Raw genomic sequence first — 26,161 nt, forward strand, 5'->3', positions numbered from 1 at the left:
GCGACGACGAGGATACTGGCAACGCTTAGAAGGAGATAGAGAATGCAGCATTGGCTGGACAAGCTGATCGATCTTACCGCAATTGAGGGCGATGAGTGCATCCTCAAAACGGGACTGGCGGACGTCGCCGACCATTTCGGCTTCACCGGCTATGCTTATCTCCACATCCAGCACAAGCACATCATCGCCGTGACCAACTATCATCACGATTGGCGGTCGCTCTACTTCGACAAGAAATTCGACGCTCTCGACCCGGTCGTCAAACGGGCAAGATCCAGGAAGCACGTCTTCGCCTGGTCTGGCGAGCAGGAGCGCCCGAGACTATCGACAGAAGAGCGTGTCTTCTATGCACAAGCGGCCGATTTTGGCATCCGCTCCGGCATCACTATCCCCATCAGGACCGCCAACGGTTCCATGTCGATGTTCACGCTGGCGTCGGAGAAGACGGCAATCCCGCTTGATCGGGAAATCGATGCGGTTGCAGCAGCGGCGGCCGTCGGGCAGCTCCATGCCCGCATCTCCTTCCTTCGGATCACGGCCACCGCTGAAGATGCCGCATGGCTCGATCCGAAAGAGGCGACCTATCTGAGATGGATTGCCGTCGGCAAGACGATGCAAGAAATCGCTGACGTGGAAGGCGTCAAATACAACAGCGTCCGCGTCAAGCTTCGCGAAGCGATGAAACGCTTCGACGTCAGGAGCAAGGCCCACCTCGCAGCATTGGCCATTCGAAGAAAGCTGATCTGAACATTTGACGATTTCTAACCCACTCAGTTCATAAGTACTTTGGGAAAAGCCGGAAATGGTGATTAGCGTCCTTACAGCACTCATCTACGCATGCATCTCGCTGCTCGCTTCGACGTAGCGGATATGTTGCGGACCGCCACCTTCTTTTCCCGTTTTGGTCTTATCGCAATAGAGCTCGGTGACGATCACGACCTCTCGATTGATCAGCGAGGCTGAGCAAGCGTGCTAAAGCAGATAGCAAGTCCAATATGACGCTCTATACAAACGCTCTTATGGGCCGGAACATCTCGCTCTATCTAAAGCTTGGCTATGTTGAGAAGCACGACGTCCCAATCCGGCTCGTCGGGCTTTACGATTGTCGATATGGCAAAGGTTCTCTAGCTCTGAAATAAACGCAGTTCAGGTCGATATCATGGAGTTTCCGGAACGGTCTGCCCCAGTTATGCCGATGTGGACGCCAGGGAGCGTTGAGTATTCTTCGGCGTCCGCTTGCATGGCTTTTGAGGTTGGGCAAAGGCCGGAGGCGCGATGAGGACTTTGGAGCAGACATGCTTCGGAATCAATTCGGCATGCTGCCGGAGAGCCCGTGCCAAAACATCGACATAGACGGAAATTTTCATTCGTCCCCAGCCCAGCCAGAGGCTTCATCTCGTTGATCGTCAAAGATTTGCCAGTGGCACCGTCCTTTGATTGAACCATCTCGCCGCGAGTTTAATCCATCGCTTGGTAAGATTATCGGTTTCTGTTTCATCTGTAACAACTCACAACACAGTCGACATCAACTTGAAACAGCAGTTCGAACTTATCCTTATAGCCGACACACAGGTTAACAACTGACGCAAGGTCTCGACATGGTAGTTAAGTTTTTACTGGTATTCGCGTTAACACTTATTCCCGCAGTTAATTCCGCATATGCGAACGAACGCGTCAACAATGTCATGTGGTCGAATAGAGCCGAAAATCGATTAGGGATTCCTCTTCGCGTGTTTAGCGCGGATCCAACCAAGAACACTGTCGCGATCTTTTACTCTGGCGATGCGGGATGGCAGAATATCGACGAAGAGGTTGCTAACTATCTGCAGAGGGAAGGGATCCCCGTCGTTGGCGTCAATTCACTCCGTTATTTTTGGGCCAAACGGTCTCCAAACGAAACTGCTGCAGATCTTGGACGTTTAATTGATGTCTACACTAAGCTTTTCGGCGTGCAGAATGTTTTACTTGTAGGATATTCCTTCGGCGCTGACGTCATGCCAGCAAGCTTCAATCGGCTTACCCACGAGCAAAAAAAGCAGATTAAGCAAATCTCCCTCCTAGCATTGTCACATCAGGTCGACTACGTCGTTTCACTTAGGGGCTGGCTTCAACTCGAAACCGAAGGTAAAGGCGGCAATCCTCTGAATGACCTCAGATCGATTGACCCAACAATTGTCCAATGCATGTACGGGCGCGATGACCGCAATAATACTTGCCCATTGCTCCGGCAGACCGGTGCCGAAGTTATCGGCTTCAGTGGTGGGCATCATTTTGATAACGATTTCAATGGATTGTCTAGGCGCGTCGTCTCAGGTCTCGTGACACGCCTAAGACATTAATAACGTTTAGAGTGCCTAGCTTCGTCCCTGTTGTTCAATGGTATTTCCAATTTCGCAGTGTTTTGATTCACTCATGGCGGAAGAAATTGGCATAAATAATTTGTTTTGTTGACCCCTTCACACTTCAGGCAGATCCAGCGGTTTTTTCCGGTTACTCACGGCGTCGGGCGCGTGGATGGTCTGGGGGTAAAAGGTTGCATAGCACGTTTCACGTCGCCCCTCCCCCAACAGAATGTGAGCGATTCCGAACGCCGCTCGATGTTCATTGATGAAGGAGATCATCGCTTAAGGCAGTGGTCGAGGTCGTCACCGCGAAATGTCGAGAAGCGAGCTTCTCTGCTCATGGTGTCCACCCCAACGGGGGCAGCGCTGGTCATGCATGGTGCGGGACAACTCCATGAGTCCGCATCTGGCCGAGCCGTCGTTGGCGTGCTGGCATCGGAGAAGCCCGCGATCGATCTCGATCGTGGGATCGATGCAGTTGCGGTAGCGGCGACCATCGGAGATCCATGCCCGTATTTCATTCCTTCGCACCACGCCCATGCGGAAGATGCCGTATGGCTCGATCCCAAGGAAGCGACCATCTGAGATGGATCACCGTTGGCAAGATGATGGAGGAGACGAATAACAGCGCCCGCGTCAAACTTCACGAAGCTATGAAGCGCTTCGACGTCCGCTCCAAGGCGCATCATACCGCGCTGGCAATCCGATGAAAACTCTTTTGAGGGTTAAGGCAAATCCAGCAGTCAACGCATCAATCGTGATACAAAGGGGCGAACCCAATACGCTTAGGTTGTCCGGTTACTTCTCGACGAAGAGTGGGCAGTGAGTCGGCGGGGGTGTCACATGGACGGAGGGCCTGTAGCTGCTCTTGCGCCGCAGATGTTCAGAAAACGGTTTGCGTGATGGGCGTTTGCGCTCGAAAGCTTCGAGGACTGAGGTTTTGGCTGCGCTTTCAATCGCAAGTGCGTCTTCGTTTGCGTGCCGCGCGTTGCAGTCCCATCTGCTCAAGGAGCCGTAAAGTTCACGGCGAACCTTGTCGATCCCCAGCATCCCCTTAGGCGCCTAGCAGCACAGTCCGATTGAAAACGAACAATTTGAGCACACTTTGGAAGGAAACGCCGCTCCGGTACCGTCAGCAAAACCTTTATATCTCATGAATTGCTCAGTGGCCTCTTGAGCCCAGTCTTAACAGCTCAAACTCACGGGATAAATGGAACCTCGCGACAACTCGCCGCGGAGAAATCCTGGAGCCCATGCAGCAAGTTCATCAACTCGATTGAACGCGTTTGCAGCAGCAGCCACTTCTGCAATGATGGTGGAATCGGCAACAAAGTATGCTTCGATCGCTGTGCTGCTCATCCGAAACCTCGCGAAAACCAGTTCACCGTAGAGCCTAACTCGACCCGCGGCTTTTTCTGAGGAACGAAGACGGGTGCATCATGCCAGTCAGGCGGCCGGAACCGAAGGACTTTTCCTCGTTGGGGCTAGAGGCTTTGATAACGAGCGATCCGGTTTGATATCCAACAGCGGTGTTTCATCCAAGCAGTCAAGACCACGTACGGCAATCAAGTTTCCAGACACTCCTTCCACCTTCACGATCGACGTTCCGATCGGGTTAGGCCTCACAGGTGATCGAAGAGAGAAAGCACCGTGAATCTCTCCATCGTCAGCAGGACTCAGGAGGACGATATCGCGCGCTGACTCGTGCAGCCAATAAAGAACCTCAAGCTTCGCATACACCTCGACGCCCTGGCGCGTGTCGGTTAACCGGGAAAAGCCGTCGAATTCATCTTCGTGCACGATTGTTTATATCTGTGAGTCAGAGCTGCAGGTAAGAGATTGCGTGCAATTATGCATTGATCGGAAAGTCGACTATTTGATAGTCGACAAATTCAGCCACCATCGTTTTGATATACATTCTGTTATTGTCCGCAAGTATCGCGACCTTTTCATCGAGGTCGAATTTGCCGACTGTCTTGTTATTGTTCGTGACTTTTATGACAATGGAGTTAGCATCAGAGGCGACTGATTAGATGCATCTATAGATTGCACAACAGAGATCGATCATCATACAGAGCGAAGTCTCCGCCGTGTCAGGAATTGCGCTGGTACGATGGCCACGAGAACAGGCGCGAGGCAAATATGCCCGTCTCAGGTCCGCCACCGCCAAGTGCGCATCTCGCGCGGGATGTAGGACAAAATCGACCGTATATGCGATCGATACAAATCTGTCGTCCTGTTTGATTTGCGCACCGCCGGCCATTGTCATCTCCAAATTTACTCCATCACAACGGTGCTTCTAGCATGGAGAATGCCAGGCGAGCGCTTCAGATTGGTCGGATGGCTGGGATCTGCGGTCAGCTTTATCGATGTCAGCATCATTGCGGTCAACCTGTTGCTGCTGTCATGGGCACCGGAGACGGCAATGCAGTTCATGCAGGCCTCGTCTTCGACCAAGGCAGCGACAGGGTTAGCGTTGTTTTCTGACCCTCCTCGCGTAATTCGCCTGCGACTACGGACTTGGCAAATCGCCGGCGGGCATAGCGGCGAATTTCCTCTATCTCGTCGCTCCCTGGCAACGCTGTTTGCCTTCGCTTCTCTCAGCGATAGTCCATTCGTCTACACCATCCTTGGCGGCGCAATGGCAATGCTAGGGACAATCATCGTCGACAATTGGGAAAGGTTTCATAACGGGCTCCACAAAATTACATACTACCTTGGGCACGCCGGAAGAGCGTGACGCCGTATTGTCTGTGCCTCCATCTCCCCGTTATGTACTCAGATGCACCAGAGGTCGCGAGCACCCCACCCGCCAGTTTCTTAAAAGGAGTGCGAGCAGGTCCTTCAATCTCGGATGACCTTTCAAAAGCATCACTCTACCAAACTTCATTCGACAGACCCGATCAAACGAAACACTGGCGAGATCAAATGACACACAGAACTCGTCGGCATAATGGGCAACGCCTCCACTAGATCGGGCAGTTTAAGCACGGAAACCAAACTATATAGCCATATCTACCATCACACGATGATGTCCGCGCCTGACTTTGACCGTTGTCAGTTAACGACGACCTTGGGAATGAAGCCAAGGATACTGATCAGCGTGTTCACAGCGCTCATCTGCGCATGCATTTCGATGCTCGCTTCAATGTATCGAACATGCTGTGGGCCGCCGGCTTCTTTCCCGGTTTTGTAAGTCTCCGGGAGAGCCTGGAAGAGTTCATCGGCTTTCTCCACCAACTGCCGGTGTGTCCGGATAGCATCGATCGTGATTGCTTCCAAGTCCGCCGGAGGTAGTCCACGCGTCAGCCCAACCAATGGGCGAAGCTCGACCTTCTTCGTCAATGTTGCATCTTCCGATTCCATTCCTGACCTAACCCTGGTTTTGTCTGCGGTGCGCCCCCGCTGACGTTGAACCCTTTGAACCCTAGCCGGGGGTTAGAATCCGAGATGAATCGGCCCTGAGACCTTTAGCACCGAGGCGCCTGGACATGCGTCACAGGCCCCCGGCCACAAGGTCAGAGGGTTCCTGGCACCGTTTCGGTCAGCGCCAACCGTTCATCTGCGGATTCTAAGCCGCAACACAGCGCGTACTGCGTCATGCCCCTTATAAGAGCCATTCTAAAGAGATGCCAGCGCCGAACGACAGAACGACAGAACGACGGTGCAAATCTTCACATGCCTGCGGCGACGGAAGGCACGAAATACCCTAATGCCTGCAATTTTGAAGAAGAAATCATAGCGCCTAGTGACCGAAGATAGAATGCATTGTTGAGGGTGGCGACACGTGGTTGTTTTCCGCCACGCTCTCGTTGAGGAGCGATTCGCTTGGCGCGCGCACCGAACAAACTTTCCTCCTGACCCGCGTTCACCCACGCAGAAGCGAGGAGCTTGTTCCTCACTTCTCGCGCGCGCCGATGCCAGAAAGGTCGATCCGAATACCGGCCTTGTTCGGGTCGACCCGCTCCTCCCCAAGTGCAGGATCGACGTTGCCGCCCTTCATCTTGTCACTGCCGACTTCGGACGTTTCCGATTCCACCGTTGGTTCCGGCTCTGGCAGCTTCACGTCGCCGGGATCGGCTGCCCGGAACACGGCTGTCCCCTCGAAGTACCCGGTCTGCCAAGCAATGATCGCATCGTCGAACACCTGCGGCAGAACGTCCTTGTCGGTCGGATTGCCGTACCATTTGTTGACGATGCGATAGACCTTCGCGAACAGAGCGGTTCCCATCCGAAGATTGGCGCAGGCATCGACCAGGTCCGGCTTCAGCTGGCCCGCCTCCACGATGCCGAGCCCGGCAGGATATTGTGTGATCCCGACGCGCACGGTGTTGCGGCCGAGGTTCTCGCGTATCAGCGCGAGCGCTTCCTCCGCTGTCTTCGGCCTGGGCACCAGGATGACGCGGTTTCCGGAGCGGACCGTGATTGCGAGCGGGTCCGGTGCCCCTGCCCGCTCGATGAACTGTTCGACGATCGCCGGCTTCAGGCCGGGATCGCTGCATTCCTTGATGAGGGCGGCATCGACTATCGCAAACAATTCCTTATCTGTTGAACGCTGTGACGACGGGCAGTCCAAACAGCTTTGCCCAGGCCATCACGCTGACGTTTTGAATGGCGACGATTGACGTTCCCGCCGTCCACCATCCGTTGCCCGGGGCGACGATTGCGATCGGGGAATGCAGCATCGATTGCAGGACAGGCCAGAGGATGAGCTGCTCGTAGCAGATCAGCGGCGCAATCCTGTTTCCATCGATCTCGACGGCAGGATTGTCGAACAAATGTGCGCGAGCTCCACCGTCCCGCCCGGCCCACGTCCGCCACGGCTGCCACATCGAAACCGGAACCGGCATGCGCTCGCGATAGAGGACACGGTCTCCGCCAGCCGAGATCGCCACCATGACATTGTCATAACCGCTGGCATCGAGGACGGCCGCGCCGGCGATCACAGTTTGCTCCGAGCCTCGCAGACCTTGCTGCCAGAGCCGCGCGACGGTCGGCGTCCAGAAGCCCAGTGCACTTTCGGGAAGAACGATGAGCCGTGTTTTCGCCGATGCCGCCGCGTGCACCGTTGCGATCAGGTCACGGTGATGGTCGAGCGAACCGTCTCGTCCGAGGCTCGAGCCCTGTTCGAGGTCGACGCCCTTCCATCCCTCGGGTATATCAGGTGAAGTCCAAGTAGCGGCGGACCAGAGCCAGAATCCTCCCAGGACGATGGCGACAGCCGGCCAATATCGCGATGTCATCATCGCGAGGCCGGCTGTCATTGCGCCAAGCCCCCACCATCCCCATCCCGGAAAGAGCACACCCGTAGCGGTGAGCGGATGCGCCCAGCCGGTTATGCCGAGGGGCGGCAGTCCCATGAGCATCGCCGCCGCCAGATAGCGCGCCGCCCTGCCCATTCCCGGTCGACCTTTCCCCGTAGACTGCCCTTCCGGTTGCCCTTTCCAGAGGGCCGCATGCACACCGGCAAAGGAGAGCGAAGCGGCCACCCAAAGCAGAAGGCCGGGCCAGAGATCGGCGGCGTAGAAGTTGGCGACGCCCTGCGGCAGCCCTCGCGAGGCAGCGAGAAAATATCCCGCCGACACGAGCACCGCCGTTAGCCGCGACGGTGACATCGCCCATAGCGCCGGAAACAACACAGCGACCGGAAGGGCCAGGACATGACCGCTCCAGGCAGTCCAGCCGCAAGCGACGGATACCGCGATGAGTAGGCAGGGTCGCCGCCAGTTATGGATCGAACGTGAGGACCGGCCGCGCCAGGCCGAGAAGGCCCGTGTCGGGAACCGGTCCAAAATACCGACTATCATAGGAGCTCGCAAAGGATGAGTGAAGAAACAGATTTCTCAGGGGCACGATGCCGGTTTTGAACGGTGTGATCGGCCTGCCCTCGCCATCGCTCGCGCGAACGATCGATGAGGCGAGAGGCCTGCCGTCGACAGTGACATTTGCGCCGATTTCGACATGCTGTCCGGGAAGTGCCGAGACTGTCTTGATAAGCGGCGCAAAGCCACTGGGGCAGAGGCCACTCCTGACATAGCCGCGGCGCCGTGCCTCCTCGAATGACGCGGTCGCCGGTGGGCAGATGAACACGAGATCGCCGACCTCGACCGGACGCTGCAGGGCCATGATACGCCAGAGCCCAAGCGGCTCGCTCGGCGTCAGGTTCAATCGAAAGCCGCCGAAGTATGCGATTGCCGCCAGAGCGGCGATCATCCCGCCCACGCAGGCCAGGAATAGGAGAACGCGCCGCCTCATTGTTTCATCACCGGAGTCTGGCGCTGGGCGAGATGCAAATCTTCGGCCTGCCGCAAGGTCTGGACGGTGCGCTCGTGAGCACTAAGCTGCTGAGCCGTGCGCATAACCGGCCAGGCTTCTTTCAGCCGCTCCTTCAGGTCTGCCTGCATTCCGTCGGAGAGTTTGTCGAAGAGTTTTCCGGACGGTTCACGCGCGGCATTGGTGAGCAGTGTGCGTTCCCCGAACCGCTCAGTGACGGCCTGGTTGAACCCGTCGATCTCAGTCTTGGTTTCGCGATTACTGAGTGCATAGGCCATGGCCGCCGGCAGATCGTTGCGGTCGATCGCATCACGCACACGCTCCAGCACCAGATGTGCTGCCGGCGACAATGCTGGGATGTCGATCGACACGCGCTGACGCAATACCTGCTCGTCAGCCCGCAGCCGCTGCGCGGCGGTCTCGCGCATCCTCAGATACTGCTCAAGATCGCGCTTCAAGGCCGGAACATTGAGGTCTGCGACACGGCGGTCCTCGCGCTCAGTCTTGCTGGCAAGAATGCCGGTCTTGCCCCTTAGCGGTCCGATCGACGCCGGGGCGGTCGTCAGCGTCTGAAGCGCCAGTTTGGCCGTTTCCTTATCCTCTAGCACCGCATCGAAGTTCATCGCCCAGAAGGCGGCCTCGGGATCGGCAAAGACGTAGGCAAAACGGGTCGAAACCTCTTCCCATTGTCGTCTGAGGGCTGGATCGGTGTCGAGCTTGTTCTCTACAGTGTCTTCAACGGAACCGGAAAATGTCTTGATGCCTGCGACCATGGGCACGGCCTCCATCGTTTGGGTTTTTAAGGGGTGGTGCAGACCGAGACGCTCTGCAAAGTCTGCAAGGCGCTGGCCGAGATCGACCAATTTCGTCTTTTGGCGCAGCGTCCAGTCAAGCCGGTCGCGGACAAGTGTGCGGGCCACCTGGATGATGTTGAGCCCGCGACTTTCCGCAAACCGCAGCGCCTCGCGGTAAAGCTTTCCGCGCTCGTAATCGAGCGTGGTCTCCTTAGCATTTTTTCGGGAGAGTACCTTGGCCAGGCCGCCGTTAAAGGCGAAGGATCGCGTCCCATAATAAAGCTGCAGATCCTCGCGATGGCGGGTCATCGCCACATAGGTCAGATGCCGGTCCAGCGAGAGACTTGCCAACACCTTCACGCGGTCGACGGTCGCGCCTTGGCTTTTATGGATCGTGGTGGCGTAACCATGATCGAGATTGCTGTAAAAGCGTTGCTCGACGATGACCTGCCGGCGCTGATCACCTTCTCCGACGACAGCAACGATCCTGTTCGGTGCGGCCTCAGTGACATGAGCGATCATGCCGTTCTTGACGCCGAGCGAGGTCTCGTTCTTCAAGAAGACGATCTGGTCGCCTGCATCGAACTGGCGAATACCGTCAGCCGTCTTGAAGACGTGGCCATCACCCACAATGCCGCGCTCGACCAGTTTTTCGCGGGCCATGACGTTCAGCATGCGGACATCGCGGCGCAGATGCGCGAGGATGAGCGCGGTCTTCGCCGGATCGTAGCTATGGTTCCAGTCAGCGATCAGGCTCTCGACTGCTTCCGCCTTCAAACGCTCGCCGGTAATCCTGGCATTTGAATTGTAGGCGGCCAGCGCCCTTTCGACATTCCCCCGCGCCAGATCAAGCGACGCTTTACGCATCCAGTCCTCGCGCTGGCGATAGATCGTCTCGAGTTCGGCATAGCCGATGCGGTCGACGATGGCGCGGAAGGCAGCCCCCGCCTCGATCGGCTGGAGCTGTTCGGGATCGCCGACCAGGACGATCTTGGCACCGGACCTGACCACGGCATCGACAAAGCCCGCCATCTGTTTTGATGCGACCATGCCCGCCTCGTCCATGACGAAGACTGTCTTCTCATTGAGAACGTCACGGCCACGGTTCCAGCGCAGTTCCCACGACGCAAGCGTGCGGCTCTGGATCCCGGCTTCCTTTTCCAGCCCCTCCGCCGCCTTGCCGGCAAGCGCTCCGCCAACCACACGATATCCAGCCAGTTCCCACGCCTCGCGGGCAGACTTCATCATCGTGGTTTTGCCGGCGCCGGCGCGTCCAACCACGGCCGCGATCCGGGCGGGACCGGCGATCCGCTCGATCGCGGTTTTCTGCTCGTCAGACAGCTGCGCATGGCGCCGGACCGTTGCGTCGAGAGCAGCATCGGAGACATCATGACCATCCCGGTTCGACAGCCATAACGCCTGTCGCACCATCGTCGCTTCCAGCCGGATCATCGCCCGGGTCGAATAACGGGCAGGCATCTTCTCCCCGGTGGAAAAGTCGATCGTGTCGCGCTGCAGCCGGAGAACCTCTGGATTCAGGATGATGCGTAACATCAGTTGCTGGAAGACAGTCGGGTCATCGACATAACGATGCAGAACCTTGGCGACATCGCGCTCATCGAAGACGCTCTTCTCGCGGGTGATCAGGTCAACCACGATGCCCGGATTGCGAAGAATACGGCGGGCATTCTCGCTCCGCCGCTCTTCGTTCAATTCGATGCGCTCAAGCTCTGGCCGGACGCCCTGCTCCTGCGCCTTGCGCTCGATCGCCTTGGCGCCAACGCCGAGATGGATCGTCGGTTCGAGCTCGATACCCTGCCTCTCGTAGGAACGGCCGTCGATACGGAGATCGATGCCGCCGAGCGCCAGGTGATGGTTCAGCCGCTCGAACCATCCATCGCGTAAGGAATTGAAGTCATCCGTCGATCCGGCCCAGAGCTCATAGAGGATTTTGCCGGACTTCGTGCGGACCGGCTGGCCATCCTCGCCATTGACCGCAACCTTCTTCGATCCGAACCCCTCCTCGGTCAGCGGGCGCAATGTCGTCATCAGATGGATGTGCGGATTGCCTGGATTGTCGTGGTAGACCCAATCGGCAACCATGCCCTTGGCGTGGATGTGTTTTTCCACGAAGTCGCGAACTAACGCGATGTTCTGCTCCGGGGTGAGCTCCAGCGGAAGAGCGATTGTCAGGTCCCGGGCAAGCTGCGCATCGGAGCGCTTTTCGAAAGCCTCGACCTTGTTCCAGAAGGCTTCGACAGCTCCCGATACCGAGCGATCGGCGATCAGCGCCCGCACCCATTTCGGAGCATCCGCAGGAAGTACAAACTCCTCATGAAGCAGCCCCTGTTTGCGGGTGTAATCGATGGTACGAGCCTCGCGTTCATATTCCATCTTCGCGCAGTGCCGGTAGGCAGCAGACAGCACCACGCTGCGGCCGCCGCCGCGGCTCACGATGCTGGCTGAGAAATGGGCGATGGCCACGGCGTAAAACACTCCCGATTCGAACCTCGTTCCCAAGGAGCACCCAGTTTGAGCGGCAACCCTACGACGGCCCCGCCAGGGCCGCGGGCGAGCACGTCGCGTCAGCGACGTATAATTGCGCCCTTGGATCCGCTCCTTCGGAACGGCGGGATCATCCTCCAAAGTGTCGGCTTTGCCGACGTGCAGATCTGCACATTCCTTCGGAAGTGCTTTTGAGGAAATCTTGCAACGGAACAGACGGTGCCAAGATTTCAGGGGAGATGCGACCGGAATGAAGAAACCATCATCGAAGATCAGGGAAGAAATCGCCAGATTGCAGGATCAGCTGAGACAGGCGGAAACACGCGAGGCCGAACGCATTGGCCGGATTGCGCTGAAGGCCGGTCTCGGTGAGATCGAGATCGAGGAGACCGAACTACAGGCGGCGTTCGAGGAGATCACCGGGCGGTTTCGCGGAGGCAAAGGAGTTGCGACCGGGAAGAAGAACTCAGGGGATGGTCGCACCGGTGGTGAAACATCGGCCACGATCGCGTCTGGCGCGCCTGCGGGCGGGCTTGGTGAGGCTTGAACGCATGGCCCGCACAATGTCGGCTGACGCACGAAAGAAAGACACCCGCGAAAAAATCGAACTCGGTGGCCTGATCGTCAAGGCAGGACTGCGCTACGAGAAGCGGGCACTTTTGCTCGGCCTGCTGATCGATGCCAGTCGTCGCCTCAAGGGCAACGATGCGGAGAAATCGCGCCTCACGGCGATAGGCGCGGAGGCGTTCGGTCGTGAGGGCGAGTAGACTGTTCCTAGCTGCAATCCCGGCCACAACGATGATCGCCGTGGTGGTTTTTATGCCGGGGATCGAACACTGGCTGGCCGCGTTTGGGAAAACCGCGCAGGCCAAGCTGATGCTCGGGCGGATCAGCCTCGCGCTGCCCTATGCGACCGCGGCTGCTATCGGCACGATCTTTCTGTTCGCGGCGAACGGGACAGCGGCTATTAAGGCGGCAGGATGGGGGATCGTCAGCGGAAATGGTGTGGCAATCCTCATCGCGGTGCTACGTGAGGGGGTTCGTCTCGCCGGGATCGCTGGCGACATCCCGAAAGGACAATCCGTGCTCGGATATGCGGACCCCGCAACGATGCTTGGCGCATCGACAATGTTCCTCGCCGGCGTCTTCGCACTGCGCGTCGCGATGAAGGGGAACGCCGCCTTTGCCAAAGCCGCACCACGGCGGATCGGGGGAAAGCGAGCGGTGCATGGCGAGGCCGACTGGATGAAAGTGCAGGAGGCCGCAAAACTTTTCCCCGATCCCGGTGGCATCGTCGTCGGTGAACGGTATCGTGTCGATCGCGATAGCGTTGCGGCGGTGTCGTTCCGCGCCGATGATCCGTCGACCTGGGGAGCGGGCGGCAAAAGCCCGCTCCTATGCTTCGACGGCTCATTCGGCTCCTCGCATGGCATCGTCTTCGCCGGCTCCGGCGGTTTCAAGACGACGTCGGTAACGGTCCCGACCGCGCTCAAGTGGGGTGGCGGTCTCGTTGTCCTCGATCCATCCAGCGAGGTCGCGCCGATGGTATCGGAGCATCGCCGCAAGGCTGGCCGAAAGGTGATCATTCTCGATCCCTCGGCGTCAGGCGTCGGTTTCAACGCGCTCGACTGGATCGGGCAACATGGCAGCACGAAAGAAGAGGACATCGTCGCCGTCGCGACCTGGATTATGACCGACAATCCGCGATCGGCGTCTGCCCGCGACGACTTCTTCCGGGCATCGGCGATGCAGCTTCTGACGGCCCTGATCGCCGACGTCTGTCTGTCCGGTCACACCGAGGAGGAAGACCAGACGCTGCGCCGTGTGCGTAAGAACCTTTCGGAGCCTGAACCACAGCTGCGGGCGCGCCTGACAAAAATCTACGAGCAGTCGGAATCGGACTTCGTGAAGGAGAACGTCTCGGTCTTCGTCAACATGACGCCTGAGACGTTTTCCGGCGTGTACGCGAATGCGGTGAAAGAAACCCACTGGCTGTCCTATCCGAACTACGCCGCCCTCGTCTCGGGTGACAGTTTCTCGACGGACGATCTTGCCGATGGCGGGACAGACATCTTTATTACGCTCGATCTGAAGGTCCTCGAAGCCCATCCGGGACTGGCACGCGTGGTTATCGGATCGCTGCTCAATGCCATCTACAATCGGAACGGCGATGTGAAAGGTCGCGCGCTCTTCCTGCTCGACGAAGTCGCCAGGCTCGGCTATCTGCGCATCTTAGAGACCGCCCGCGACGCCGGGCGCAAATACGGCATTACGCTGACGATGATCTTTCAGTCCATCGGCCAGATGCGCGAGGCTTATGGCGGGCGGGACGCTACGAGCAAATGGTTCGAATCCGCTTCGTGGATATCATTTGCCGCGATCAACGATCCTGATACTGCCGACTATATCTCGAAACGCTGCGGCGATACGACGGTCGAGGTCGACCAGACAAACCGCTCGTCAGGGATGAAGGGATCGTCGCGCTCACGCTCGCGGCAGCTTAGCCGCCGGCCGCTGATCCTGCCGCATGAGGTGTTGCGCATGCGCGCTGACGAGCAGATCGTCTTCACCTCAGGCAATCCGCCGCTCAGATGTGGACGCGCGATTTGGTTCAGACGTGAGGACATGAGCGCGTCCGTCGGAGAAAACCGGTTTCACAAGCAAATCACGGAAGGGGTTAAGAATTATGAGACCGCTCCGACGACAGGCACAGAGGCCACATGACTTGAGACTTTTTACGGCAATTGCCAGCCTCTCCCCCTCAGCCATTGGCTTCCTCGCATCTGTTGCCTCAGCCCAGCTTTCAAGCAGCGCGAGCGAAGCCTTCTCTGTCTGCGGAAGCGGGCAACGTATCACCTGCGTGGTAGACGGCGACACGTTCTGGTTTCGAGGGGAAAAGATCAGGATCGCCGACATCGACACGCCGGAGCTCAGCCCGCCGAGATGCCAGCGCGAACGCGAGCGAGGTCTTGCGGCGAAACAACGTCTGCTCGAGATCCTCAATTCGGGTCCAATCTCGCTCAAGACGACCGCCAGGAATGAAGATCGCTTCGGTCGCAAGCCCAGGATCGTCTACCGCGATCGGCGATCGGTTGGCGATATACTCGTTGCAGAAGGCCTGGCGCGGAAGTGGGAAGGATCGCGCCGGAGCTGGTGCGAATGATCCGGGCGCTGGCGGATCACTATTGTGAATCGATGATGCCCGACCGATTCAAAACTGTCATTGGACGGCAGATTCCGAACGCGCGATTCTACGGGCATGATCACGCAGCCCTACCATCTTTATGTCGAGCGTATCGCGCCGGAAAAGAACATGGCGCGGTTCTACGCACTTGCCGTTCAGCCGACACTGTTCGGCGAGGTGTCGCTGGTGCGCGCCTGGGGGCGGATTGGAACGCGCGGACAGCAGATGGTGCATCTGTTTGACAACGAGAGACAAGCCATCACCCTGTTCCTCGACGTGCTTCGCGAGAAGCGCAAACGGGGTTATCGGCCAAAACGACCTGTGGACATCCCACGGATCTGATCCTCGGCCCCATCGTCGCCGATGACAATCCGGTCAGAAGCTGACACGGATTTTATCTTTGACAACAAGATGCGAGGAATTCCATGACCACCACCAATGAAATCGCCGACAAGATCGCAGCCGATAACGGCCTGACGAAGGTTCAGGCCAAGGGCATTGTCGAGGCCGTCTTCCAGGCCATCGCCGATGCCGCAGGCTCCGACGCTGAAACCTCGATCCCCGGCTTCGGAAAATTTAAGGTGAAGGCATCGCCTGAGCGCGAGGGTCGCAATCCCGCGACCGGGGAGAAGATGACGGTTGCGGCTTCGAAGAAGCTGACCTTCGCGCCTGCCAAGGCGCTCAAGGATGCACTGAACAAGTGATCCCTGACGTGGAGAGCCCCGCCTTGGCGGGCGGGGCATCCAATCTCAGTCCCGGTTCGACCGGGACCAGATGAGGGAGAGGCCTTCCTCGCCTTCGACCTCGATCAGCGTTGCGTAGATCGGAGCCGGGAAGCTCGGGTCGTCGAGCTTGACCGAGAGGTAGTCGCGACCTTCGTTCGAGGTCTTCTTCCAGGCTGCGCCGAATTCTACCGTAGCCCCGGCGAGGATGCGGTAGTCCGGGCCCTTTTCGGAGGTGCGCTCGACGGCGCGGATGGTTGCCTTGACGTTGAGGTTGAGGGTCTTGATGGTGCCGGAGAAGCCGTTGCCGGAAGCGGTGAAAGAGCCGATGGTTGCCATTGTCGTAATCCTTTTCGGTTGTTCGGGCCGCGTCCATCGCGGCCTCGATGGCAGTCGATAGGACCGTGGACGATCGGCCTGCATCCAACGGACCGAAACGGAGTGGAGGACGGCCAGGGAGAGGCTTTCTTGTCTCGCGAGGAATGGGCGCTTCAGCGCACAGGGGAAGAAAACGAGCCGGCCGTTGCGGATGCCGATCGAGCCGAGCATCGCGAGGTGGTCTTTGGTCAGACATGCCCCATCGAGACCGCAGTGGACGTGCCAGTGGACGGATCAAGGATTACGGCAAATGGCATCATTCTGGTGGTGACCAATGGGAACGGGTGCGTAGCGCCAACAGCCCGGATCGAATGGTCGGAGCCAACGACTGTATGTGGGAGGCTGCCGGGAATGGAGCATTGTAGCCCCTCGCTTAGCTGGTAGCGGCGCCAGGCCTTGATGATCGACATTATTGGGAACCGCTCTACCTTATCGTCGGCAGATCCATGCGGGTTCTCAGCGTCGTTCAAGCGGCCACGTGTCGTGTCGGCGCTGACACTCAGCGGGCAACCTACACCGACCACGGACGAGGAGGTTACTGCCTCCAAAGTTGATTGACTGTCCATAAGTTGGGTGTTGGCGCGAGAGCCAGTGCTACCGCTCGCCGGGCGTTTCGAAAAGGCCGGTCGGAAAGCCGTCTAGGCTGACCTGATTCTTTTCCCGCCAGTAGTCGTCGATCCCGTCGACGCCCTTGGCCTTGGCCCAGGCGTCCATCTGCGGGCGCTCTTCCTGGTATTCGAACAAGGGCACGCCGTAGCCGCAGGATGTCTGCACGAGATCGAAGTCGAGCCTTATCATTTGACGCGCGCCGAGCGGCGCGTTGCCGTTGAATCGCTCGTGCAGCAGGCTGGCGAACTCGTTGCTGTCGCGATGGATGACGCGGCCCTTGCCGAAAAGCCGCATGATTAGCGGCGGCCCAGAAACCGCACAGAACATGATGGTGAGGCGGTCGTCTATCCCCAGATGGGCAGCGGTCTCGTTGCCGCTGCCGGTGCGGTCGAGATACATCGCCGCGTTGTCGCCAAGGATACGAAACATGTCCGTGCTGCGCGGAGACACGTTGACATGACCGGTCGGCGCTGCCGATGCGGTGAAGAACATGTGCTGTGCCACGATGAAGCGATGGTGTTGCGGTTCGAGAGTCGGGAAGAATTTGGCCATGCCCGAGAGTATGGCTGGCTTCATTCGCTGCCAAGACCGGAATTGCGAAAAGTTGATGACACGGGCGCCCTTGCATTCAAGTGAACCCTGCATTTTGACAGTGTTAACTGACACACGTCACCTGAGGAGCGCCAGCACTTGAAAAGCGCCTGAAGAGTCACCTCATTGCCCAACGCATAGCTGCACTGCACAAAAATTAGGTGCAGCGTGTTGAAAATTCGGGCACAAAGACTTCAGCTGATGCACATGGCGGCTCTCCCAGTTCCGCCGCAGCAGCTGTTCCCCTCTGGAGGTCTATGACCTTCACACTTTATGGGCCGCGGTTTTCCGTCGGCCCTTTTTTTTCCTAACCGGGTCGCAATAGCGCTCGGACGCCGGAGGAAGGCGGGGCCGGAGCCCCGCGATCGTCCTATTCGAATGCCGCCATCTGGACAGTTGCGGCTTTTTGATCGACCGAGTTCGCGGGCTGTTCGATCGTGCGCTCGTAAGGCTTCCAGGTTTCGCCTGTGATGTCCTCGTAAGCCGAGACGGCACCTTCGGCTGCCATCCGAAGCACGTGGGCCTGCAGGCCCATGTCGGCTGCGAACTCGCGCTTACGCTGGGCGCGGCTGTCGAAGCCGACCGGGCCGTCGAGGTCCTCGTCTCTGGTATCGTTAGAGAGCTTCGTGGTGAGATCGCGGGCCTCTGTGACCGCGCGGGAGTAGAACTGCCCGGCGCCGTAGGCGGATCCGACGAAGGATCCGACGATGCGCTGCATGTGGATCTGCATGGCCTTCTCGGCAAGGCCCTCCTTCAGGGCATCGGCGCTTTCGATCAACTGGCCGCGGTGGAGGTCGCGGATCCCGTCGCTGTCGATGAGGGCAAGGCCGAAGCTTTCCGAGATGCGCAGTGCCTGGGCTGTATCGGGGCAGGCGTGCCTGACCATTTCGAGGGTGGTGGCGCGCTGGGATTTGGCTGGTCGGTTTTTCTGGGTGGAGCGGTTGAGCGGTGCCATGATCGGATCCTTTATGAGCGATGTTTCAGCGAAGCCCGGGGTGCCGGTTGTCGTCCGGCTCAGCCCCTCGGGTGCGGGCAAAAGGAGATGGGCGTCAGCGGCCCGGCCCAAGGTCAGGGCATCGCCAGGAGGAGCGAGGATGGTTTGCGGATGGTGCTGCCCGCACTTGCGGGCTGCGACAGACGCGGGCCTGCCTTGCAACGAGGCGATGATCCTGCCGCAACGCGGCGCGCCAGCGGCCTTTGACCGGGACGCGCCCATGTCAGACCGCAACAAAACCGAGGTGCTGTGCCGGCCGACGATCTGGTCCACGACAGCATGATGCAACGCCACAGCGATCCGACCATGGGAACGCCGCGTCACTCACTGGGGGCACTGACAAATCTCGGGGCCAAGCACACGCCATTGCAAGCCGATTGCCACGTGCCATGTCTTCCGCGCGTCGATCAACGCTTTATCGCACCCTCACCTTGGCCGGGCTTTCCGCTCTCACCCGGCTCCGTTGATCTGCATGCAGTGGTCGATGGTGGACCATGCCGTGCCTTGCATTTCCACCGCGCCTTCGTTTGTCGTGTCAGCTCAGCCCGCCGGGAGCGATAATCCCGCTGCCGTGCCCAGATCCTGCGATAGAGCTCGGAGAAATCGATCACCTGATTTCGAGGAGCCCTGCTGTCTGTGAACGCGACAGTCATTGCCTTGCCGCCCAGGTCACGAAGCTGGACGGACCGTCATAGGACTGGTGCTTTAGTGGATCGATGACGAAGCCATGTCGGCCGATCACGTAGTCGGAGCGTGGAACAAGAAACCGTCGTTCGCCGACCTGGACCCGGATCCCACCCAGCGTCGCGATGCATTCGACGAAACCCGGTTGGTGATCAGAATTGAGGGCCGCGATGACGACCCAGTCGTTGCGATGTCGCTTTTCGAATTCCTGCCGATCCCGCAGATGAGACTGACTGCCGTCCAATGTGACGCCCATGGCGCGCTCGTAGGCATCAGGATAAGAGTCGCGAAGTGTGCGATTGGCGAGGCGCCGCTCATAAGCGGTGAACAGCTGCGGAAAGGCGTGGGCGATCTTCGCCCATTCACAATCCTCCTCGTAGAATCCGTCGTCATTACGATAGAGGGGATGGACGACGGCGTTTGCAATTTCATCCAGATGTAAGCCGCCGTGGCCGGCGGTCGAATGCAGAACGATACCGTTGGCATATCGCCGCGAGACCTGTGCCATGCCCCATGGCGTCGATGCTCCGGCCCGTATCGTCGGCCGGTCCAATGTCCTTAGTTCGGCCTCATGCACCGCTTTTTCTGTGGCCATGTCATCATGGATCTCTGCCATGACAAACTCCTTCTGATTGCTCGAAACGAAAACGCCGCCAGCGTGAGCCAGCGGCGTTGGTTCAGATCCTGATGCCTGGTGCTATTCGGCAGCCTCGCGGAAACCCTCGTCCGTCTCTTCCTCGGGGGCGGAACCGTCCACGAGGTCACCACCGGGAACCTGATCTTCGAGCATATCGGGAACGTCGTCGGCATCCCCCAATCCGCTGTCAACGCTGGTGTAGCGTCCGACCCACGATCGCACTTCCTCAGCGGATGGCGCGAGCAACGCATCCGGATGCACCAGCCGTCCGTCGGCAAAATGCTCAACCAAAGCCGTGCGGGTATCCTTCACCTTGATCCGACCGGGCACGCCCGCCGTTTCCGCCGCAGCTTCCAGCGCAGTGCGCGATAGGCATGAGAGGAATTCCTCTGTGCCCATATTGGGCAGGAACTCGTCAGCCCCGATGGCGTCGCCGGCAATGCGGCGATCAGGCCGCTATCGGAGCGATTGCGCCGCAGAGACAGGACTTCGATCAGGACCGAGCGCGCAGCCTGCACCAGTGTCTCGCGATCGAAGGACAGCTTGCCGTCCTCGCCAATCACCCTAGCAGCATGCGGGCCGCATTTTGCATGACCATACGGATTGTCCGATGCGCCGCTGGCAATGCTGACATTTGTGCCGGTGAAGGCCAGTATGAGCAGAGCCATCAGCGTGTCGTCCTCGATCGGCGCACGGGCGAGCGCCTCGTGAAGAGCGTCAGTCCGCAGATCGCCGATCATGTCGAGACCCTTCTGGGTCACATCGGGCCGCGCCTTGGTTACCTCGACTTCGTCAACGACGGTTTCGACACCATCGGCTTCCTTGACCAGCTTGGGCTTCTTCGCCTCCGGCATGCGATAGGCAACCGATTGAACTGATCCGTCGCGCGCGTTGATATACCAGCCGGTCAGGTCGCCCTTACCGGGCTTGCCGTAGACCTGTTGCGCCTTCGCGGGGAGCTTGGCCTGGCCGTATTCGTTGGCCTCGATGACCGAGCCACGCTTGGGCAGGTTGTTTGCCAGCCATTCCTGCTGCGCCCCGAGAAACGCCTCGACATCTGTCGTATAGCGGCTGTCCTCATCGGCAGGTGCAAACAGGTCCTCGACCCAGGTGATGCCGTAAGCCCGTGCCAGATCGTCACCGAAGCTTGCATGCTTGGCGAGCATCCGGGTCGTGGTCAGTGCGCGAGCCACCTCCCACCACGAGACCTGCGGGTCCTGCTTCTTCGGCTTGTACTTTTTCCACACCTCCGCCTGTTCGTCCTGCCCGGCCGCGGCGATCGTGCGCAGCTGCTGCTCGTTCGGCATATCACCACGCGCCATCTGGTCGAGCATCGAGGGCAGGATATTGGCGAGCAGCCGCAGCTTGCGGATCTGCCGGCTCGGGAGCGCCAGCGCCATGGCGATCGACTCTTCGGTCCATCCCAGGGCCACCAGCCGCTCAATGGCGCGCCACTGATCGACAGGGTTCAACGGCTCGCGGGCGATGTTTTCCGCAAAGGACTGCATGGCGCCGAGATCGTCGGAGGGATCGGCCAGCAGCAGCGGGATTTCCGAGAGATCTGCGGCAATCGCCTGTGTCGCGCGTCGATGGCCGAAGACGATGACGTAGCTGTTTCCACCTTCTGGATCGAGTTTGACGATCGGAGGCTGCACAACGCCGATGGCCTTGATCGATGCGCAAAGCAACGCGTCGGATTGGGGCGAAGATTTCGACTGGCGCGACCGGTCAGGATTGTCCTTCAGGCTGCGCGGATCGGCTGTAATCAACTGCATGGGAATAACCTCTTGAGCTTCGGGCGGACGGACTGTCCTTGCCTCCTCATCTTCTTTTCGAAGACACCTCCCGAACCGCAGGACGGGCCGGCGGCTGCAATTGCGCCGGAGCAGACCTGGCTTGCGGGAGAGCGAGCATTGGTGACAAGCGCGTTGAGCTTGTTGGCAGCCTCGTTGCCCATCGCCTGATCGACCAAGCGCAGATCGATCGCCGCATGGCGGCCGTCGGTGATGACCGAGAGCAGGATGTCGTCGCCGGGCTTGGCCGGGCCATCGCGCATCTCGATCGCCTTGATCCGCGCGTCCAGCTGTTTCTGGTAGGACTTGAAAGCGGCCGTCGGCTCGGCGGTGACGATCTGGCGCTTGCCGCCGGAGACCTCCGGCACTTTCACATAGGTTTTCAGATCGACCGGCAGCACAACGTCGGCGAACGACCGGAACATGGCAATCAGTTCCGGCACGTTGACGAACTGGCTGAAGCGCGTGACCGGCTTGTATTTGCCCGACGGCTGCAGTTCGAGTTCGGTCGAGGTGTCGCCGAAGGTCGAGGCCCATGCGTCGAACTCGTGCAGACCACGTTCCGACAATGCTGCCGGATCCATCATCCGCTGTACGGAGAACATCTCGCCGAGCGTATTGGTGATCGGGGTGCCCGAGGCAAGCACCAGCGCCCTGCCCCGGTTCTTTGTCTCGATAAAGCGGGATTTGACGAACAGGTCCCAGGCCCGCTGTGAGCCGTTCGGATCGACACCGCGCAGCGTCGACATGTTGGTGGCGAACGACAACTTACGGAACTCCTGCGCCTCATCGACGATGATCTGGTCGATGCCAAGCTCGGAGATGGTCAGCAGGTCGTCCTTGCGGGTGGCGAGCGCCTCGAGCCGTTCCTTGTGACCCTCCTTCATGCGTTCGATGCGCTTGCGCGACAGCCGGTCGTCGCGTTCGACCTTGGTGAGCAGCTCTTCGTAGAGTTCAAGCTCATCCTGGATCATCTGCGCCTCGAAGGCCGATGGCACCGCGATGAACCGAAACGCCGAATGGGTGATGATGATGGCATCCCATTTGGCGGTCGCCGCCCGCGACAGGAAGCGATGGCGCTTCTCCCTGACGAAGTTGGTCTCGTCCGCGACCAGGATGCGGGCGTTTGGATAGAGCGCCAAAAACTCACGGGCAGCCTGCGCCAGGCAATGGCCCGGCACGACCAGCATCGCCTTGTTGATCAGGCCGAGCCGGCGCTGTTCCATGATGGCGGCAGCCATGGTCAGCGTCTTGCCGGCACCAACGGCATGAGCGAGATAGGTGCTACCTGCCGAAATAACCCGCCAGATCCCGCGTTTCTGGTGCCCATAAAGAGAAAAGGCGCCAGAGGCGCCGGGCAGCTGCAAATGATCGCCATTGAAGGTTCGCGGCGCGATGTTGTTGAAAGTGTCGTTATAGACCCGCGCCAGTCGGTCGGTGCGATCCGGATCGGACCAGATCCACGACTGGAAGGCCGTCTTGATCTTGGCGAGCTTTTCCTTGGCGGCTTCGGTCTCAACGGTGTTGAGCACCCGACGCTCGGTCTCGCCGTCGCGGACGGTGTCGAAGATCTGCGGTATGGACGAGTTCAGGGCGTCGGAGAGAAGCTGGCCGGCATGGCGGCGATGGGTGCCCCATTCCGTCGTGCCGGCTGCCGACCATTCCAGCTGCCGCGCATTGACCGTCCAGGTCGCCAGTTCCGGCAGATGATCGATGGAGATCTCGGCATCCATGGTCTGCCGGACGAAGGCGACAACGTCATCGGCGGGGATCCACGGTGCGCCAAGGCGTGCAGTTATATCCGAGGGCCTGAGATCGGCCGGCTGGACGCGCTCAAGCGCCGCAACATTGCGCGCAAATGCGGGATCAAGGTCCGCGGCCGCGCGTGCGGTTACCAGCTTCGACCGGACTGGACCGGATAGATAGGCATCAGCCATCTGCCAGGAGCCATTGGACGGATCGCGGAAGATGGCTTCGGCCAGCTCGCCGATAACATCCTCCACGTCACGGTGCAGCAACTCGGCGATATGATCGGGATCGACATGACCGCGTTCGTTCAAAACCACGGCGAGGGCATCTGATGCCGATGTGATCACTGGAGCCGGGGGCGGCGCGATGACGCGGTCGGTAAAGATTGGGCCGGGTTTGGCGGTGTTGGTTTCCAGGGCGTAGTCCTCGATCGAGGCGACCAGCCAGCAATCGGGATCATCGAGGAAAGGAGCGATGTTTGGCCGGCGATGGACCTCCCTGACCTCACCGGTTTCCGGATCCTCCGATGTCGAGACGGAGGTGAAGTTGATCGGGCCGAATTCGCGCACGAAACTCGACCAGGCGATGCGCAATGAGACCTGCGCCGTTTGCCAGGGCTGATCGTGTTCCTGAAGCTTGAGGATGAGCCGGACCGCGTCCCGGATCGGGATCAGCTTCCGGATGATCAGGGCGTGCTTGGCGAAGATGCCGTCAGTGCTGCGACCTTTCCTGACCTCAACCGGAACGGCGATCCCGTCGACCACCTGCGTCAGCGCCGTGGCCTCGCCGATGAAATAGCTGCCCTCGCGAACCTGTGGATCATCCGGGCGCTCTGCCATGGCTTCCGCGACTTCGTCCTCAAGGGCGAAGTCGATTGTGGAAGCCCTACCGTCATAGACATCGGCTGGTAGCTGACTGATTGTGGCGTTCAGGTTCGTTTCAAGATCATCACCGATCGGGAGGCATGTGTAGGCTTCGCCGAATGGACCTGACGTGATCGCATGCCGTCCCAGCACCATGTCGGGATGATCAACGAACCACCTGTTGATACGGTCGCTACCGCCCTCGCCTGCCACCGACGCATCCGCAAGATCGAGCCAAGTGTTGTCTCCAGCCGGCTCGTCGGCGCGGCGCTTCCGGAAAAAGAGGATATCGACGACAACATCCGTGCCGGCGTCAGCGCGGAAACTGCCTTCGGGAAGGCGGATCGCGCCAACGAGATCGGCCATGCCGGCGATGTGCTCACGGGCACGGGCATCAGCCTTGTCCATCGTGCCGGACGAGGTCACAAAGGCGGCAAGCCCGCCAGGCTTCAGCCGATGGATGGACTTGGCGATGAAATAGTCGTGCAACCGGAAGCCGAGCCCCCGAAAGGCCGGATCGCTTTTGACAGTACGATCCGAGAACGGCGGGTTGCCGATGGCGAGATCGAAATGGTCGGGCAGATCGGTGCGGGCGAAATCGTCGCAGACGATTCTGGCCCGCGGCAGCAGCAGCCGGACGATACGGGCGGTGACTGGATCAAGCTCGACGCCGGTAACATGGCTGGCCTCGGAGAGAGCATCCGGCATCAGCGCCGGAAACATGCCCGTGCCGATACCCGGATCCAGGATCCGTCCACCATCGAACCCCATGCGGATCAAACCTGACCAGATGGCACGGACGATAAACTCGGGCGTGAAATGGGCATATTGGGTGCAGCGCGCCAGAGACGCGTAATCGCCCGGCGCAACAGCACTTTCGAGATTGCCGCCGAGCTCTTCCCAACCTTTGCGGAAAGCGTCATCGCCCGGACGCCGGAATATGCCGTTGGCCAGATCCGAAGCGCCGAAGCCGGTGAACTTGATCAACCTGGCCTGCTGGTCAGGTCGGGCCGGCAGGCCCTGACGTTCGATCTCATTTGCCAACAAGATGGCGGCGATATTATCGCGGGCCCGGTCGCGCCAGGTTTTGGCGAGACCGCGAGAACTCTGCAGCCTGAAATCCACTTTCGCCCGCATCTGCGGCGTGGTTTTCGGTTCTTTGTGGATCGGAGCGGCTGGCGCCGGCGTCGATGGCGGGGGGTCATCGTCGTGTTCGGTCCCGAAGTCTGCTGCGAAAGCCGGCATACCGAGATCGAAACCGGATGCGAGAGCTGTACTGCCGAATAGGTCGATGGTGAAAGGATCGTCATGCGCCATTGGAAAACTCCTGTGAGTGGGCGCGCCGAGACACCCTCGCGGGAAGAAGCGGGTGTTATCGGGCTGCTGATGGTGGAAGGTTGGAAATGAACGCCGCCTTCAGGCAGCGATGGTTTCCGGCAAAAGACGGAACTGCACCGGCAGTTTGGCTGCGATCTCCTCGTCAGTCAGATCGTCAAGCAGCTTCCAGATTTTGCCGTGAGCTGAGGGATAGACGAGCACGATCTGGCGATTGCGCAGATCGGCTGGAAATCTTTGGTCGGCATAACCACGGAAATCCGGACCGGTCGCGCTCCAGATATGATCGAGCTTTTCCTGTCGGTTCATGGCACGCACCGGCCGGGATTCGCGAGTGATGATCTCGGCACGCATGCGGTCTGGTGACTGACGATCGCCCAGGTCGCAATAGCCGTGAAACCATCGGGACCGATCATCAATCGTCAGCTCGAAAAAGACGCTGGTGACGCTGGCGGCCAGAAACTCGCGCATGGCGAACATGTCGCCACGGTAAAACAGCGGAGGGAGGATCTCGAACATGTGGTCGTGGTCGGCTTCGGATATCTCAAACCACTCGCCGACATATCGCGTGCCGTTCATCCTGTCATCGTCGAACGGCGACTGGCTATGGCGATTGAACAAGGCGTACATTTCGTGGCCGCTGGCGACGCCTTCTAACACTTTACGAATTGCTGGTGAAACGAACATCTGCGGCTCCTTCGGGGTTGC

Annotated in this window: 20 protein-coding genes and 4 pseudogenes; 10 read left to right on the top strand and 14 right to left on the bottom strand. The window is 59.3% G+C overall.

What is annotated here, in order from left to right; translation table 11 throughout:
* Positions 1-42 precede the first annotated feature (42 nt).
* From traR to J5278_RS31545, 3 genes and pseudogenes are all read left to right on the top strand, one after another.
* On the top strand, positions 43-747 hold the full coding sequence (gene traR, locus J5278_RS27065) for a transcriptional regulator TraR (protein WP_111218224.1): 705 nt from the start codon (positions 43-45) through the stop codon (positions 745-747).
* An 851-nt stretch (positions 748-1,598) separates the two neighbouring features.
* Positions 1,599-2,339: a virulence factor gene (locus J5278_RS27075; protein WP_219259260.1), complete on the top strand. Its 741-nt coding sequence runs from the start codon at positions 1,599-1,601 to the stop codon at positions 2,337-2,339.
* 429 nt (positions 2,340-2,768) lie between these two features.
* A pseudogene (locus J5278_RS31545) lies at positions 2,769-3,052 on the top strand (transcriptional regulator TraR); the annotation flags it as partial.
* A 157-nt stretch (positions 3,053-3,209) separates the two neighbouring features.
* Here J5278_RS31545 and J5278_RS31370 read toward each other — a convergent pair.
* Positions 3,210-3,383 (bottom strand): annotated as a pseudogene (locus J5278_RS31370) (IS66 family transposase); the annotation flags it as partial.
* A gap of 405 nt (positions 3,384-3,788) precedes the next feature.
* Positions 3,789-4,094: pseudogene (locus tag J5278_RS27085) on the bottom strand (TrmO family methyltransferase); the annotation flags it as partial.
* Between the two features lie 559 nt (positions 4,095-4,653).
* Here J5278_RS27085 and J5278_RS27090 point away from each other — a divergent pair.
* Positions 4,654-5,082 (top strand): hypothetical protein, encoded by a 429-nt coding sequence (locus J5278_RS27090; protein WP_133255562.1) that lies wholly within the window; start codon positions 4,654-4,656, stop codon positions 5,080-5,082.
* 317 nt (positions 5,083-5,399) lie between these two features.
* Here J5278_RS27090 and J5278_RS27095 read toward each other — a convergent pair whose 3' ends face one another.
* From J5278_RS27095 to traA, 5 genes are all read right to left on the bottom strand, one after another.
* A complete protein-coding gene (locus tag J5278_RS27095; RefSeq protein ID WP_111218229.1) occupies positions 5,400-5,708 on the bottom strand; it encodes a transcriptional repressor TraM in 309 nt (102 codons plus the stop codon).
* A 532-nt stretch (positions 5,709-6,240) separates the two neighbouring features.
* Positions 6,241-6,870 carry a TraH family protein gene (locus tag J5278_RS27100; protein WP_111218304.1) on the bottom strand — a complete coding sequence of 210 codons (630 nt, stop codon included), beginning with the start codon at positions 6,868-6,870 and terminating at the stop codon, positions 6,241-6,243.
* Positions 6,871-6,883: 13 nt separating this feature from the next.
* Entirely contained in the window at positions 6,884-8,149 is a 1,266-nt protein-coding gene (locus J5278_RS27105) for a conjugal transfer protein TraB (RefSeq protein ID WP_111218230.1), read from the bottom strand.
* Positions 8,070-8,597 carry a conjugative transfer signal peptidase TraF gene (traF, locus tag J5278_RS27110; RefSeq protein WP_111218231.1) on the bottom strand — a complete coding sequence of 176 codons (528 nt, stop codon included), beginning with the start codon at positions 8,595-8,597 and terminating at the stop codon, positions 8,070-8,072. The genes J5278_RS27105 and traF overlap by 80 nt, the downstream gene beginning before the upstream one ends.
* Positions 8,594-11,893: a Ti-type conjugative transfer relaxase TraA gene (gene traA, locus J5278_RS27115; RefSeq protein ID WP_209186622.1), complete on the bottom strand. Its 3,300-nt coding sequence runs from the start codon at positions 11,891-11,893 to the stop codon at positions 8,594-8,596. The genes traF and traA overlap by 4 nt, the downstream gene beginning before the upstream one ends.
* A 271-nt stretch (positions 11,894-12,164) precedes the next feature.
* On the opposite strand from traA, the gene traC reads away from it, so the two are divergent.
* From traC to J5278_RS27145, 6 genes are all read left to right on the top strand, one after another.
* Positions 12,165-12,461, top strand: coding sequence for a conjugal transfer protein TraC (traC, locus tag J5278_RS27120; protein WP_111218233.1), 297 nt, complete (start codon positions 12,165-12,167; stop codon positions 12,459-12,461).
* A 4-nt stretch (positions 12,462-12,465) separates the two neighbouring features.
* The gene (traD, locus tag J5278_RS27125; protein WP_161959309.1) at positions 12,466-12,681 is read left to right on the top strand and encodes a type IV conjugative transfer system coupling protein TraD; all 216 of its coding nucleotides are present in this window, start codon (positions 12,466-12,468) and stop codon (positions 12,679-12,681) included.
* Positions 12,682-12,712: 31 nt separating this feature from the next.
* Positions 12,713-14,638: a Ti-type conjugative transfer system protein TraG gene (traG, locus tag J5278_RS27130; protein ID WP_247749458.1), complete on the top strand. Its 1,926-nt coding sequence runs from the start codon at positions 12,713-12,715 to the stop codon at positions 14,636-14,638.
* Positions 14,601-15,077, top strand: a complete 477-nt coding sequence (locus J5278_RS27135; protein ID WP_111218237.1) for a thermonuclease family protein — start codon at positions 14,601-14,603, stop codon at positions 15,075-15,077. Before traG ends, J5278_RS27135 begins: the two co-directional genes overlap by 38 nt.
* Positions 15,078-15,173: 96 nt before the next feature.
* A complete protein-coding gene (locus J5278_RS27140; RefSeq protein WP_111218239.1) occupies positions 15,174-15,440 on the top strand; it encodes a WGR domain-containing protein in 267 nt (88 codons plus the stop codon).
* An 83-nt stretch (positions 15,441-15,523) separates the two neighbouring features.
* Positions 15,524-15,802: an HU family DNA-binding protein gene (locus tag J5278_RS27145; protein WP_012648969.1), complete on the top strand. Its 279-nt coding sequence runs from the start codon at positions 15,524-15,526 to the stop codon at positions 15,800-15,802.
* A 45-nt stretch (positions 15,803-15,847) separates the two neighbouring features.
* Here the strand turns inward: J5278_RS27145 and J5278_RS27150 are convergent, their stop codons facing one another.
* From J5278_RS27150 to J5278_RS27180, 7 genes and pseudogenes are all read right to left on the bottom strand, one after another.
* Positions 15,848-16,159 (bottom strand): DUF736 domain-containing protein, encoded by a 312-nt coding sequence (locus J5278_RS27150; protein WP_041699667.1) that lies wholly within the window; start codon positions 16,157-16,159, stop codon positions 15,848-15,850.
* 633 nt (positions 16,160-16,792) lie between these two features.
* Positions 16,793-17,359 carry a pyridoxamine 5'-phosphate oxidase family protein gene (locus J5278_RS27155; RefSeq protein ID WP_111218310.1) on the bottom strand — a complete coding sequence of 189 codons (567 nt, stop codon included), beginning with the start codon at positions 17,357-17,359 and terminating at the stop codon, positions 16,793-16,795.
* 409 nt (positions 17,360-17,768) lie between these two features.
* Positions 17,769-18,353, bottom strand: a complete 585-nt coding sequence (locus J5278_RS27160; RefSeq protein ID WP_111218312.1) for a hypothetical protein — start codon at positions 18,351-18,353, stop codon at positions 17,769-17,771.
* 688 nt (positions 18,354-19,041) lie between these two features.
* On the bottom strand, positions 19,042-19,692 hold the full coding sequence (locus tag J5278_RS27165) for a hypothetical protein (protein WP_111218243.1): 651 nt from the start codon (positions 19,690-19,692) through the stop codon (positions 19,042-19,044).
* A gap of 81 nt (positions 19,693-19,773) precedes the next feature.
* Positions 19,774-21,488: pseudogene (locus J5278_RS27170) on the bottom strand (ParB/RepB/Spo0J family partition protein).
* The gene (locus J5278_RS27175) at positions 21,479-25,435 is read right to left on the bottom strand and encodes an N-6 DNA methylase (protein WP_374108331.1); all 3,957 of its coding nucleotides are present in this window, start codon (positions 25,433-25,435) and stop codon (positions 21,479-21,481) included. Before J5278_RS27175 ends, J5278_RS27170 begins: the two are co-directional and overlap by 10 nt.
* Before the next feature lie 99 nt (positions 25,436-25,534).
* Positions 25,535-26,140, bottom strand: coding sequence for a DUF1419 domain-containing protein (locus tag J5278_RS27180; protein ID WP_111218247.1), 606 nt, complete (start codon positions 26,138-26,140; stop codon positions 25,535-25,537).
* Positions 26,141-26,161 lie beyond the last annotated feature (21 nt).

Source organism: Rhizobium sp. B21/90, from assembly GCF_019355815.1.
Taxonomy (GTDB): Bacteria; Pseudomonadota; Alphaproteobacteria; order Rhizobiales; family Rhizobiaceae; genus Rhizobium; species Rhizobium rhododendri.

What these genes read in the sequence shown, in the direction of transcription:
- J5278_RS27150 (WP_041699667.1), bottom strand. Translation starts at nt 16,159, where the DNA reads ATGGCAACCATCGGCTCTTTCACCGCTTCCGGCAACGGCTTCTCCGGC.
- traR (WP_111218224.1), top strand. Translation starts at nt 43, where the DNA reads ATGCAGCATTGGCTGGACAAGCTGATCGATCTTACCGCAATTGAGGGC.
- J5278_RS27155 (WP_111218310.1), bottom strand. Translation starts at nt 17,359, where the DNA reads ATGGCCAAATTCTTCCCGACTCTCGAACCGCAACACCATCGCTTCATC.
- J5278_RS27075 (WP_219259260.1), top strand. Translation starts at nt 1,599, where the DNA reads ATGGTAGTTAAGTTTTTACTGGTATTCGCGTTAACACTTATTCCCGCA.
- J5278_RS27145 (WP_012648969.1), top strand. Translation starts at nt 15,524, where the DNA reads ATGACCACCACCAATGAAATCGCCGACAAGATCGCAGCCGATAACGGC.
- J5278_RS27105 (WP_111218230.1), bottom strand. Translation starts at nt 8,149, where the DNA reads ATGATAGTCGGTATTTTGGACCGGTTCCCGACACGGGCCTTCTCGGCC.
- J5278_RS27095 (WP_111218229.1), bottom strand. Translation starts at nt 5,708, where the DNA reads ATGGAATCGGAAGATGCAACATTGACGAAGAAGGTCGAGCTTCGCCCA.
- J5278_RS27180 (WP_111218247.1), bottom strand. Translation starts at nt 26,140, where the DNA reads ATGTTCGTTTCACCAGCAATTCGTAAAGTGTTAGAAGGCGTCGCCAGC.
- J5278_RS27175 (WP_374108331.1), bottom strand. Translation starts at nt 25,435, where the DNA reads ATGGCGCATGACGATCCTTTCACCATCGACCTATTCGGCAGTACAGCT.
- traF (WP_111218231.1), bottom strand. Translation starts at nt 8,597, where the DNA reads ATGAGGCGGCGCGTTCTCCTATTCCTGGCCTGCGTGGGCGGGATGATC.
- traD (WP_161959309.1), top strand. Translation starts at nt 12,466, where the DNA reads ATGGCCCGCACAATGTCGGCTGACGCACGAAAGAAAGACACCCGCGAA.
- traC (WP_111218233.1), top strand. Translation starts at nt 12,165, where the DNA reads ATGAAGAAACCATCATCGAAGATCAGGGAAGAAATCGCCAGATTGCAG.
- J5278_RS27165 (WP_111218243.1), bottom strand. Translation starts at nt 19,692, where the DNA reads ATGGCAGAGATCCATGATGACATGGCCACAGAAAAAGCGGTGCATGAG.
- J5278_RS27140 (WP_111218239.1), top strand. Translation starts at nt 15,174, where the DNA reads ATGATCACGCAGCCCTACCATCTTTATGTCGAGCGTATCGCGCCGGAA.
- J5278_RS27135 (WP_111218237.1), top strand. Translation starts at nt 14,601, where the DNA reads ATGAGACCGCTCCGACGACAGGCACAGAGGCCACATGACTTGAGACTT.
- traG (WP_247749458.1), top strand. Translation starts at nt 12,713, where the DNA reads ATGATCGCCGTGGTGGTTTTTATGCCGGGGATCGAACACTGGCTGGCC.
- J5278_RS27160 (WP_111218312.1), bottom strand. Translation starts at nt 18,353, where the DNA reads ATGGCACCGCTCAACCGCTCCACCCAGAAAAACCGACCAGCCAAATCC.
- J5278_RS27090 (WP_133255562.1), top strand. Translation starts at nt 4,654, where the DNA reads ATGCCAGGCGAGCGCTTCAGATTGGTCGGATGGCTGGGATCTGCGGTC.